We start from the raw sequence: 11,804 nt of genomic DNA on the forward strand, positions 1-11,804 counted from the left end.
AGCCTGTCATGACCCTGACCGAACTACGTTACATTGTCACGCTTGCCAGGGAAAAGCATTTCGGGCGGGCCGCCGAGCGCTGTCATGTCAGCCAGCCGACCCTCAGTGTCGCGGTCAAGAAGCTTGAGGAAGAACTCGGTGTTCCCCTGTTCGAGCGCAGCAAAAGCAGCATCCGCGTCACGGAAACCGGCCACCGGATCATCGAGCAGGCACAGCGGGTACTGGATCAGGTCGGCGTGATCCGTGACATGGCCCAGGATGGCAAGAACCAGCTGAATTCGCCGTTGCGGGTCGGCGCGATCTACACCATTGGCCCGTATCTGTTTCCTCATCTGCTGCCGGAGCTTCGCCGGGCCGCGCCGGAGATGCCGCTCTACATTGAAGAGAACTATACCGGCAATTTGCGCCAGAAGCTGCGCCAGTCCGACCTGGACGCCATCATTATCGCGCTGCCTTTTGAAGAGCCGGAGGTGGTAACCCTGCCGCTTTACGACGAACCCTTTGTGATCCTGTTGCCGGGAGGGCACCCGCTGGCGAAGGAGTCGGCGCTGACAGCCGAGCAGCTGGCCGGTGAGCAATTGCTGCTGCTGGGGCCGGGGCACTGCTTCCGTGACCAGGTGCTCGAGTCCTGCCCGCCACTGGTGGAAACCGTGACCGAGCGACAGAATACCGGGGCCGGGCCCAGCCTGGTCACCGAGGGCAGCTCCCTGGAAACCATCCGTCACATGGTGGCTTCCGGCCTGGGTATTACCGTATTGCCGCTATCAGCGGCAACGTCAATGCCCTATGACGAGGATATCCTGGCGGTACGACCTTTTGCGCCCCCGGTGCCTTTCCGCACTGTCGCCCTGGCCTGGCGGGTGACCTTCCCCCGGCCGAAGGCCATTGACGTACTGTCTCTTGCGGCCAGTCAGTGCCGGGTGATCGAGAAGGCAGAAAAGCAGAAGCCGGCCCTGGCTGCCGGCAGCTGACGGTCGCTTTATGGCGTCACTGGAAGACCTGCCTGTCACCACCCTAAAGGGTGTCGGTAACGCCCTTGCCGGCACCCTGGCCAAACTTGGAATCCATTCGCTACAAGACCTGCTGTTCCATCTGCCCCATCGCTATGAAGACCGTACCCGAATAATCCCCATGGGCAGCCTGCGGCTGGGAGATACCGGGGTGGTGGAGGGTGAAGTCGTGCGCTCTGAAATGGTCATGGGCCGGCGACGTAGCCTGCAGGTGACGCTCAGGGACGATACCGGCTTTGTGGTTATGCGCTTTTTCCATTTTTCCGCAGCCCAGAAGAACCAGCTGACCGAAGGGGCGCGGGTGCGCTGTTACGGCGAAGTGCGCCCCGGCCGGGCCGGGTTCGAGTTCTACCATCCGGAATACCAGGTGAATCCCCCACCCATGCCCCCGCCGGGCGAAGCGACACTCACGCCGGTATACCCCCTGACCGAAGGCATACAGCAGCCGCGGGTGCGCAGCCTGTGCCGACAGGCGCTGACCTACCTGAAACGTTATCCGATCCCGGACTGGCTCCCTCCGTCGGTGCTTTCGGACTATCAGCTGCCGGATATTACAGCGGCCGTTGCCCTTGTTCATGCCCCGCCGGCAGATGCGCCGGTGCACCTGCTGATGGAGGGGCGTCACCCGGCCCAGCAACGGCTGGTAATGGAGGAACTGCTCGCCCACCAGCTGAGCCTGCTATTGGTACGCCAGCAGATCCAGCAGCGGCAGGCGCTGGCACTGCTCCCCGGGGGTGACCTGACGGAGCGTTTCCTTGATCAGCTGCCTTTCAGTCTGACCCCGGCACAGGCCCGGGTGGTCGCGGATATCCGCCAGGACCTGAGTCAGCCGTTACCAATGCTCAGACTGGTTCAGGGGGATGTGGGCTCTGGCAAGACCGTAGTGGCTGCGATGGCGGCACTGCAGGCTATCGGGGCCGGTGCCCAGGTGGCGCTGATGGCGCCCACCGAGATCCTGGCCGAGCAGCACTACCAGAATTTCCGGCAGTGGCTGGAGCCACTGGGCCTGGAAATGGTCTGGCTGTCCGGCAAGGTCAAGGGTAAGGCCCGTACAGAGGCCCTGACCCGGCTGGCGGAGGGCCGGGCCCGGCTGGTCATCGGCACCCACGCGTTATTCCAGGGAGATGTGCGGTTTGAACGCCTGGGTCTGGTGATTGTGGATGAACAGCACCGCTTCGGGGTCCACCAGCGCCTTGCCCTGCGGGACAAGGGGGCAGAGGGGCGGCTGGCGCCCCACCAGCTGATCATGACCGCAACCCCCATACCCCGTACCCTGGCTATGAGCGCCTACGCGGATCTGGACACCTCGGTGATCGATGAATTGCCGCCAGGGCGCAAACCCATTGAAACCATTGTCATCCAGGACAGTCGCCGTGATGAAGTGATAGAGCGAGTCCGCCGGGCCTGCCAGTCCGGCCGTCAGGCCTACTGGGTCTGTACCCTGATCGAGGAATCGGAGGCCCTGCAGTGCCAGGCAGCGGAGGCGACCGCGGTATACCTGCAGGAGAGACTGCCGGAGCTTCAGGTCGGGCTGGTTCATGGCCGTCTCAAGGCGGCCGAAAAGGCCGCGGTCATGGACCGGTTCAAGGAGGGTGCGCTGGATCTGCTGGTGGCCACTACCGTAATAGAAGTGGGCGTGGATGTGCCCAATGCATCACTGATCATTATCGAGAACCCCGAGCGCCTCGGTCTGGCCCAGCTGCACCAGCTCAGGGGGCGGGTAGGGCGGGGTGAGCAGGCCAGCTTCTGTGTGCTGATGTACCAGGCACCCCTGTCCCGGAATGGCCGGGCGCGCCTGCAGGCCCTTCGCGACAGCCAGGACGGTTTCGTGATCGCCGAGAAGGACCTGGAGATCCGCGGGCCGGGGGAAGTGCTGGGTACCCGCCAGACCGGCATGATGCAGTTCAGGCTTGCGGACTTCGAGCGGGACCGGCACTGGATCGAAAGTGTGCGCACCATGGCACCAGAAATCCTGAAGGACCCCCGTGCCACCGAAGCACTGGTGCGCCGCTGGCTGGGAGAACGGGTTCGTTATGGTGACGTCTGAATCCGGAGCCATTCCGTATTGCTACCTTTAATTGACCAAACCGGTCTGCGTTCGGGCACACTTTGAGCCACACTGGCAGACAGGTTAACCACGTTTCATAGCAGGAGAAAAACATGGAGATGTCCGGTGCTGTCCGGAAACTTCTGAACGAGGCCTCCATCACTCCCGATCCGGAAGCCTTGAACGGACCCGCTTCAGGTGCCCGGTTACGCATGGTGCTGCTGGCGGATGATCAGGGCCATCTTCAGGTCATCTGTCTTCAGGATGACCTGCTTGACCTGGTCGGCCTGAACAAGCAGCTGGGGCGTGAACTGCGCCTGGTGGCCCGTTCTGACTACGGGCGCTTTCTGAAACAGACCGGCCTGCCCGGTCTGCCCGCCATGCCGGGACTGACCGGCTGGCCCACCCTGGTAGACCAGCGTGTTGGCCAGGCCGAAACCCTGGTACTTGAGCCCGTGGGGGTCGATGCACGGATAACGCTGAATCAGGCCGACTTCCGCGCACTGGCCGGGCAGGTGGAGGAGCGGTCCTTCTGCGTTCCCCTGGCCGCCATTGATGTCACACCACGGTCGCCGGAAAGGGATCAGCAGCAGGTCTTCTCGGCTATCGAGCGCTTCACCAACCTGAGAATCCGTCAACGGCTGGAAGATACCCTCGAGTTGCCCCCGTTACCTGAAACCGCACAGCGCATCATCCATTTGCGGGTGAATCCCAACGCCAATATGGGGGACCTGGTGGATATTGTTGAAAGCGATCCCAGCCTGGCTGCGCAGGTCGTCAGCTGGGCCTCGTCATCCTTCTACGCGGCTGCCGGCCAGGTAAGCTCGGTGCATGATGCGGTGTCCAGGATTCTCGGATTCGATCTGGTCATGAACCTGGCCATGGGGCTGTCCCTGGGGCGGGCGCTGAAGCAGCCGGAGGAGCACCCGCAGGGGTTCGTGGGTTACTGGCAACAGGCGATCTGGCAGGCCCAGGCGGCGGGAGTGCTGGCCACCATGATGCCCAGGGGGCAACGTCCGATATTCGGGCTGGCCTATCTGTCCGGGCTGCTTCACAACTTCGGTTACCTGGTGCTGGCACACGTTTTCCCGCCCCATTTCCGGCTGGCCTGCCGCAACTGGGAGGTCAATCCCCATATCGATACCTCGGTGGTGGAACAACATCTGCTGGGAGTTACCCGGGAGCAGTTGGCAGCTGAACTGATGCACAACTGGGGAATGCCGGATGAGGTGATCGTTGCCCTGCGATATCAGAAAAGCCCGGGCTACCACGGCAAGCATGATACCTACCCACGGTTGCTCTGGCTGGGCCGCCAGCTACTGAACGAGCGGGGCCTGGGAATCGGTGCCCGTGCACCCATTCCGGAAGCGCTCTATAGCGAACTCGGGCTTGACCCGGAAAGCACCGCCCTTGCCTTCGATGACCTGGTGGCATCGAAGGACGCGGTCGCGGCGATGGCAGGAATGATGGGCAACAGCTGAGGCCCCCGGTTCGCACGCAAAAAAGCCGGCCCTGAGGCCGGCAAGCTCACCCGCTTGTTGCAGATCAGGGTGCGCCCGAGTCTGGCGCACCAACCACTTCTTCACCGCTGACTGCTGTTCTCACCTGATTGAGGGGGTTACTTAGACTTTAGTCCACTGACCGGAAATTTCCTGTGACCGGTCGGACAAGCTGACGCGTCCAGCATGCTATCGGTTACAAAGCACACCAAATGTTTGATTTTCAATTAAAGCCGGCAGGTCAGCTGGTTACAAAAAATTACAAAATCGTGATGGTTGTCAATCAAATTCCCGGTGCCGAATGGCTGTAGCGGCACGACGTATCGCGTCTGCATGCTGTTTTTCCAGGGCGAAACGCTCTTCATCCATTTTTCGAACAAAGTGCGAGTCAGTCTGCTGGCGTGCCCTGTGTGTCGGCATGTGTTGTATGCTGTCGTGGATCTCGAGAAAGATCTGATAGGGGGGCTGTTCCAGTAACCGCGGATCAACGTGGTCAAGCAGGCCCTTTATTCGCAGACAGGCCTCCGAGTACTCCACCTGGTCTTCCTCGATGGCCATGGCCAGAATGCGGATGCTCTCGATCATGTTCTGCCGGCGCTCCATCTGGAACGTTCGCTGACGCTCTTGCTGACGTCGGTGCTCGCGGATCTGGCGGGCATGTCTGGCGATGAAAACCAGCAATATGATAATGGCCGCCACACCAAGGACGATCAGGCTCCACTGCAACCACTGGGGCATACACAGGCTCCGGTAAGAAAGGTCAGGCCATAGTGTAACGGATTTGCGCTGCCCTGAGGTGTGCCCGGAACCCTCAGGGCTGTGAACTTCATCATTCCGCCGGGTCTTGCGGACTGGTTATGATGGACAGCTGACCGCACCGGAACCATTGGCGAAAGGACCATGCCATGCCCACCTCATCCCAGGCCCGACTACCCGCCCCCCGCTGGCTGATGGCCCAGGCCATGCTGACGGTGGCGCTGCTGTTGCTGGCCTGGTGGTTCAATGGCGTGGGCGCGGTAGGGGTAATGGCCGATCCGGATCCGGGTCCCGGGCGGTATCTCCGCTCTGAAAGGCTCGCCCCCGGTGAACAGATCGACTTTGCCCGGGTCGACCGGGCGATCAGCCGCCTGCGCCTGGGGGAAGACGGCAGAGCCGAACAGTTCGAAGCCTACGGCGATGTCCTCCATGCGCTCAGCAATGCGCTGTCATTCCAGGCGGACGGTATCCACCGGGCGAACCATCTGTTACGGGCCAGCCTGCCTGAAGGTGCTGCACAGGACCTTGCCGGTGTGCTGACGGATTTCCTGGCGTACCGCCACCTTGAGCAGAGCCTTCTGGAGCTGAGCCCCGGTGGTCCGGGCACAGCGGAAGGCGCCTGGGTTCAACTGCGCTTCCAGGAAGCCCTGCGCCGGTCGGTTCTTGGCCAGGACGTGGCGAACCGGCTATATGGCACGACCCATCGAATGACCGAAATGCACCTGGTGCAACAACTGGTCATGCAGCGAGACGACCTGGACGAAGCTGGGAAACAGCGCCTGATCCGCCAGCACCGGGAAGCCCTGGTAGCCGGACAGGACAATCCGGAGGGGCAATGACCATATTCCTCCGACCACTTCTTGACCACCTATGGCCGGTAGCGGGCGCGCTGACCACCGGGATCATGCTGGCGCTGCCCTATAACTACGCCGGCCTTTACCCGCTGACCTGGCTGGCCTTTGTGCCCTTGTTGGTGGTAGTCAATGGCCGTTCCGCAGCGGCCCACTACTGGCTCGGGTTACTGGCCGGGTTGTCCATGTACCTGGTGGCCACGCCGTGGATGGTGGAGTTTCTGCAACGCCTGAAAGACTATCCCCTGGCCCCCGCACTGGCCGGGGCGTTGGTTTTCTGGCTGCTGACCGCCCAGTTGCCCGCCTTTATGATGCTGGTCTGGCGCTGGTCCCAGCGGTTTACCGGTCAGGACAACCTTTGGCTGTTTCCGGTCCTGGTCATGATGTTTTACGGCGGGTTCCCGGTGCTGTTCCCGCTGCAGCTTGGCGAAAGCCAGAGTGCTTTTTTGGTGGCCATCCAGGGTGCGGATCTGACCGGGGTCTACGGGGTGGACCTGATGATCGGGGTCAGCAATGCCCTGGTCGCGGCAGTGGTGCTCCGGGCCATGGGCCGGAGCACCGCCCGCCGGGCCGGTCCTGCGCTGGGCGCCGCCGGGATGCTGGCGCTGCTTGCGTGGCTTGGCTATGGCGTCTGGGCCCTGGACCGCTGGGATCGCCAGGTAGCCCACTGGCCAACACTCGCCGTGGGCCTGGTTCAGCCCAACGAGTCCCCCAGTGCATCGGTGCCGGCGCCTGAACCCGGATACAGCCGGGCCTGGCCACCGGAAATGGCCCTCAGTCACCAGCTGGCCGATACCGGCGCCGAGGTCATCATCTGGCCGGAGACGCGATACAAGGGCTATTTCGAGGTCGACCATGTCCCCGGGGCGTTCCGGCGGAGTGTGGCCCGCCAGGGCGTACCGCTGATTTTCCATGACGCCGAACAGCAAGGCAGTGGGCAGGGGTTCCGGGAATACAACTCGTCCCTGTTCCTGGATGCTGACGGTGAGCTTGCGGGGCGCTACCGCAAACATCGGCTGGTGGCCTTCGGCGAGACGCTACCGCTGTCCCGGGAGTTTCCCTGGCTGGTGAGCTGGGCCAGTGACTACCTCGGTGATTTTTTCGCCAATCTGACACCGGGAAGCGACCGGGTGACCTTTCCGGTAGGCGGAGTCCACCTGGTACCGGCGATCTGTTACGAAAGCGCTTTCGCTGGCCATGTTGCCCGTTCAGTGGCGGCGGCGCCGGAAAGCCCGCTGCTGGTGGTGCTGTCCAACAATGGCTGGTTCGGCGATTCCAGGCAGCCCTGGCAGCATGCAGGTGCCACGGTGTTGAGGGCGGTGGAGAGCCGGGTTTCCCTGGTGCATGCCGTCAATAACGGACCCTCCACAGCGGTCGCCCCCTCCGGACGGATCCTTGCCTCTACCCCTTTCGGTGAGCGTATTGGGCTGATCATCGATGTGCCCTATACCCCGGCCGGCCAGGTGTTCCGTTCCTGGTTCACCCGCTGGCCTGAATGGTTTGCGGTGATGGCCGGACTGGCGGGCCTCATTGTCCTGGTCCTGGTCCGGCTGAGTCGTCGCCACCCGGCTCGTGACCCTGGATGACCGGGTTGTGATCCGGGTCCCGTTACCCGCACCGGTCATGGGCCTTGATGTCCGGCACCCGGTGCATTTCGCAGGTCACGTCATAGCCACCTCAGAGGTGCACCCCATACACTTTTCCTGCCTGAGAACGCGGTTACGCAGCCAGCATCCGGAAGCGTGGCGGCGAGAATAAAGCGACCAACAAGCAGGAGAATCATGGTGATGCTCAACAATGTAAAACGGTTCGGGCTGGCGGTGCTGGCCTCATGCGTGGCCCTCAACGCCTGGTCTATCGGTGGCGGCGGTTCAAGCGCCGACAAGATGATTGTGGGTGATTCCATCTTTGCCCTGTCTGGCGATATCCATGAATACCTGGAAGAGGACCTGAACGAGAATATCGACACCCATGCCCGCAGCGGGTGCCAGGTCAATGGCGGCAGTCTGATCTGCAGCAGGCGATATACCATACCCAACCAGTACGATAACGCCGACAAGAGCGGTATTGAGACGGTCATCATGAATGGTGGAGGTAATGATTTCCTGCTGGGTGACGGGGCCGACTGTACGACCGAGAGCTGTGTTGAGGAAGTCCTGATGGGCATCGAGCAGACCCTCGCCGGCATGTACAACGATATGCGCAATGATGGTATCGATGAGATCATTTTCCTGGGTTACTACAACCTGGGCGATCCGGAGCGTGACCAGATCAATACCGTATCCATGACCTACAAGGCCGAGAATTATCCGCAGATGGGCGTCAAGTTCATCGACACCCGTCCTGCCTTTGCCGGTAATGAAAGCCGCTACATTACCTCTGATGGCATTCATCCGACTGAGGCCGGTTCGCGGGTGCTGGCAGACCTGATCCTGGATACGCTGGATTAAGGACTATCACGGGTATGTTGTCAGGCCCGTTGATCCCGCCCGGGTGCGTCTGCGTGCTGGCCGGGGCTCTGCTGCTGGCCGGTGATGGCTACGGTGCTGAGCCCCGGTCTTTCAGCAATGCCCTTGGCATGACCTTCAACCTTGTACCGGCAGGCCGTTTCCGGATGGGCAGCGCCCCGGACGCCCCTGGCCATGAGCCCGACGAAAGGCTCCACGAGGTCATCATCAGTCAGCCTTTCTGGCTGCAGACAACCCCGGTAACCCGCGGCCAGTGGACAGAACTGGTGGACGGTGATCCCTCCGCTTTCCCTGAATGTGGCGACGACTGTCCCGTGGATGGCCTGCGCCTGGAGTGGATTCAGTGGTACATCAACAAACTCTCCGAGCAGGACCCGGACTGGGATTACCGGTTGCCAACGGAGGCCGAATGGGAATATGCCGCCCGGGCCGGCACCAACGGCCCCTATCACACGGGGGATTGCCTCGGGCCTGATCAGGCCAACGTGTCCGGCAGCACCGTACTGCGGGGGTGCCAGCCATTTCCACGGGCATCCGGCCCGCAGCCTGTCATGGGCTACGCCGCCAACTCCTGGGGCTTTTACGACATGCTCGGCAATACCTGGGAGATGTGTGACGACTGGTATGCCGCCTATGAGCCCGGCAGGCAGGTTGATCCCGCCGGCCCGCAGGACGGGGAGTACAAGGTGCTCCGCGGAGGTAGTTGGCACTTCCACGCAGTGCACGCCAGGGTCTCCAACCGTTTTGTGGCACGGCAGGATGTGGCGGGTTTCCGGCTGGTGGCGATGCCCGAGACTGATGCGGAATAAACATCATGTCTAGTGGTCAGCGGACGGATTCCGTCCGAAGGTGACGGGGCAACCAGTTTTCCGCAGCCTCGCGCTCTTCCGGGGTAAAATATCTTTCTTCCAGCGCCCGGGCCTGACGCCGTTTCTCTGCCTCCGCCAGGCCAGCTCTGAGGATGGCATCTCTTTCCCGCTCAAACTGACCATAACGACTCTGCCAGTCCTCCGCATCGCTGCCGGCCAGGTCCCGGGCTGCCACGAGTCCCAGGCTCTGGCGTGCAAGGTGACGGCGCATGTCGTCTGTCAGTCCCAGCTGTTGCCATTGTTCACGCTGTTGTCTTAGCCGGCTCGTCACCTGGCCATCGCTGGTATCGACGAGCAGCCGGCCGCTGCGCAGGTCTTCCCTGACCCTGGCAAGGGCATCCTGCCGTTCTGGTTCACTCAGCTGCATGTCCGATCGGATGTCATCCATGGCGATCAGGTAGCGCTGATGGGCCTCCTCGCCGGCAAACAGCTGGCTGGCAGTCACCGGGTCCATGTGTTCCCGGCGAAGTGCAATGGTGCGTTCGAGTTGCTGCCGTGGCGACAGGTCATCACCCGCGGCCCAGGCGTTTTTGGCTTCAGCAAGGCTGTTGCGATAGCCGATATAGTCGTCAAGCAGCCGGGCCGCCTGAGTGCCGGCTTCTCCGGCCAGGCCCGCCTGTACATAAAGCCGGAGCTCGTCAATGGTTGTTGTATCCAGGCTCTGCACCGCCCGGAACGCCTGCTGTAACGAGGCCAGGGCCACTTCATCCAGAGCCAGGTTGCCGTCCTCGTCCACGGCGATATTGGCAAGGGCATGCTGAAGGCGGTCCAGGCTGATTTCGGGGGGTGCAGTTCCGGCCTGGCCAGGCTGTCCGGTCCCGGTTGCCGGCAATTGGTTGGCCAGTGGCGGGTTTGTCGTGGTCTGGGGCGGCAATCGGGAGTCGATGGTTTCCCGGGGCGGGCCAGAGACTGCTCCGGATGATGTCCAGTCGGTGGCGGGCGCAGGCGAGTCCGGCCAAAGCATCCAGCCACCCAGAAGCAGTAGGGGGGATATCAAGGCAATCAGCCACCATCCGTCCCGGGTCACTGGTCTGTTTGATCTGACCTGGTCCAACACACTCACCCCGGTTTTTTGCCGCAAGGATGTGCACGGGCGCCCCGGGCATAAATTCCCATGGCTGACTCCGGTCGCACTGACTGCTGATAATAGGGGGCGGGGCCATGGCTGGCTATGACCCGAGTAACAGTTAGGCCATTAAAGTGGCGCAATACCAGGGGCGACCTGCTCCGCCGAAGGTTCCGTTCATGCTACATTGCCGTATTCAGTCCGCGAGATGAGGGCACTGGGTCCATGGCAGGCATGTTGATTCTGAAAACGGGTTCGACCTACCCGGATATCCGGCAGCAATACGGTGACTTTGACCGCTGGTTCTGTGCGAGGCTGGAACAGAGCCAGCAAACAGTCGTGACGGATGTCACCCACGAACAACTTCCCGGTGAACCGTCAGACTGGCAGGGCATTGTGGTGACCGGTTCTCCGGCCATGGTGACGGACCAGGAACCGTGGAGTGAAAAGACCGCCGCCTGGCTGCATGAGGCGGTGCGCCAGCAGGTACCGGTACTCGGGGTCTGCTATGGTCACCAGTTGCTGGCCCATGCCCTCGGTGGTCGGGTCGGCTTCCGTTCCCGGGGCCGTGAATCCGGCACCTTTGAGGTTTCCTGTACCCGGGAAGGGCGACAGGATCCACTGCTGGGGCAGCTGCCCCCTTCCTTCCCTGCCCATCTGACCCATGCTCAATCGGTTCTGGAGCTTCCACCCGGGGCGATGCTGCTGGCAACGTCTGACGGCGAACCCCACCAGGCGTTTCGGATTGGGCCCCACGCCTGGGGCGTCCAGTTTCATCCGGAATTTACCGAAGCGGTCATGACCGCCTACCTGAACACCCAGGCCAAAGGCCTGGCGGAAGAAGGGCAGGACCCGGGATATTTGCTCAATACCGTCCGGCCAACCCCCGAGGCAACCAGCCTGATTGCCCGGTTTGAGGCCTATGCGTCTTCACAAACCCGGGCAACGGCAGAGATGCCGGATAACCGCTCCGGCATTGCGCAAGATACTTATTGATCCGCTTCTGATTAGCTACGTATATTATCCATAACAGACATTGCGACGATCTGCATTGTTGTGTTGTTGGACAAAATTTTTATAGCCGGTACTTGCCGGCTTTTTTTCGTCTGGAGCAAATGTCCGGGTGGGGTAGGGGAGAGTGGTGGGCCCAGCTGGACTCGAACCAGCGACCAAGGGATTATGAGTCCCCTGCTCTAACCAACTGAGCTATAGGCCCTTTATAGCGGTTTGCCTTGCCA

10 protein-coding genes and 1 tRNA gene are annotated in these 11,804 nt (G+C 61.9%); 8 read left to right on the forward strand and 3 right to left on the reverse strand.

Annotated features, from left to right (window positions below; all coding sequences use genetic code 11):
* The first annotated feature begins 8 nt into the window (after positions 1 to 8).
* The 3 genes from ACESMZ_RS01625 (at position 9) to ACESMZ_RS01635 (ending at position 4,538) form a co-directional block, all read left to right on the forward strand.
* A complete protein-coding gene (locus ACESMZ_RS01625) occupies positions 9 to 971 on the forward strand; it encodes a hydrogen peroxide-inducible genes activator (RefSeq protein ID WP_372957996.1) in 963 nt (320 codons plus the stop codon).
* Positions 972 to 981: 10 nt separating this feature from the next.
* On the forward strand, positions 982 to 3,057 hold the full coding sequence (gene recG, locus ACESMZ_RS01630) for an ATP-dependent DNA helicase RecG (RefSeq protein WP_372957995.1): 2,076 nt from the start codon (positions 982 to 984) through the stop codon (positions 3,055 to 3,057).
* Positions 3,058 to 3,170: 113 nt separating this feature from the next.
* On the forward strand, positions 3,171 to 4,538 hold the full coding sequence (locus ACESMZ_RS01635; protein ID WP_372957994.1) for an HDOD domain-containing protein: 1,368 nt from the start codon (positions 3,171 to 3,173) through the stop codon (positions 4,536 to 4,538).
* 297 nt (positions 4,539 to 4,835) lie between these two features.
* On the opposite strand, the gene ACESMZ_RS01640 is transcribed toward ACESMZ_RS01635, so the two are convergent.
* On the reverse strand, positions 4,836 to 5,294 hold the full coding sequence (locus ACESMZ_RS01640; protein ID WP_372957993.1) for a DUF2489 domain-containing protein: 459 nt from the start codon (positions 5,292 to 5,294) through the stop codon (positions 4,836 to 4,838).
* A gap of 167 nt (positions 5,295 to 5,461) precedes the next feature.
* Here ACESMZ_RS01640 and ACESMZ_RS01645 point away from each other — a divergent pair, with 167 nt between their 5' ends.
* The 4 genes from ACESMZ_RS01645 to ACESMZ_RS01660 all read left to right on the forward strand — a co-directional run bounded on the left by ACESMZ_RS01645 (position 5,462) and on the right by ACESMZ_RS01660 (position 9,440).
* The gene (locus ACESMZ_RS01645) at positions 5,462 to 6,151 is read left to right on the forward strand and encodes a lipase secretion chaperone (protein ID WP_372957992.1); all 690 of its coding nucleotides are present in this window, start codon (positions 5,462 to 5,464) and stop codon (positions 6,149 to 6,151) included.
* Positions 6,148 to 7,749 carry an apolipoprotein N-acyltransferase gene (gene lnt / locus ACESMZ_RS01650; protein WP_372972110.1) on the forward strand — a complete coding sequence of 534 codons (1,602 nt, stop codon included), beginning with the start codon at positions 6,148 to 6,150 and terminating at the stop codon, positions 7,747 to 7,749. The genes ACESMZ_RS01645 and lnt overlap by 4 nt, the downstream gene beginning before the upstream one ends.
* Positions 7,750 to 7,950: 201 nt before the next feature.
* Positions 7,951 to 8,613: an SGNH/GDSL hydrolase family protein gene (locus ACESMZ_RS01655; protein WP_372957990.1), complete on the forward strand. Its 663-nt coding sequence runs from the start codon at positions 7,951 to 7,953 to the stop codon at positions 8,611 to 8,613.
* A gap of 14 nt (positions 8,614 to 8,627) precedes the next feature.
* Positions 8,628 to 9,440 carry a formylglycine-generating enzyme family protein gene (locus tag ACESMZ_RS01660; RefSeq protein WP_372957989.1) on the forward strand — a complete coding sequence of 271 codons (813 nt, stop codon included), beginning with the start codon at positions 8,628 to 8,630 and terminating at the stop codon, positions 9,438 to 9,440.
* Positions 9,441 to 9,456: 16 nt separating this feature from the next.
* On the opposite strand, the gene ACESMZ_RS01665 is transcribed toward ACESMZ_RS01660, so the two are convergent.
* On the reverse strand, positions 9,457 to 10,497 hold the full coding sequence (locus tag ACESMZ_RS01665; RefSeq protein ID WP_372957988.1) for a lipase secretion chaperone: 1,041 nt from the start codon (positions 10,495 to 10,497) through the stop codon (positions 9,457 to 9,459).
* 294 nt (positions 10,498 to 10,791) lie between these two features.
* On the opposite strand from ACESMZ_RS01665, the gene ACESMZ_RS01670 reads away from it, so the two are divergent.
* Positions 10,792 to 11,562: a glutamine amidotransferase gene (locus tag ACESMZ_RS01670; protein ID WP_372957987.1), complete on the forward strand. Its 771-nt coding sequence runs from the start codon at positions 10,792 to 10,794 to the stop codon at positions 11,560 to 11,562.
* 143 nt (positions 11,563 to 11,705) lie between these two features.
* On the opposite strand, the gene ACESMZ_RS01675 is transcribed toward ACESMZ_RS01670, so the two are convergent.
* Positions 11,706 to 11,782, reverse strand: a tRNA-Ile gene (locus ACESMZ_RS01675).
* Between the last annotated feature and the right edge of the window lie 22 nt (positions 11,783 to 11,804).

Source organism: Marinobacter sp., assembly GCF_041690615.1.
GTDB lineage: Bacteria > Pseudomonadota > Gammaproteobacteria > Pseudomonadales > Oleiphilaceae > Marinobacter.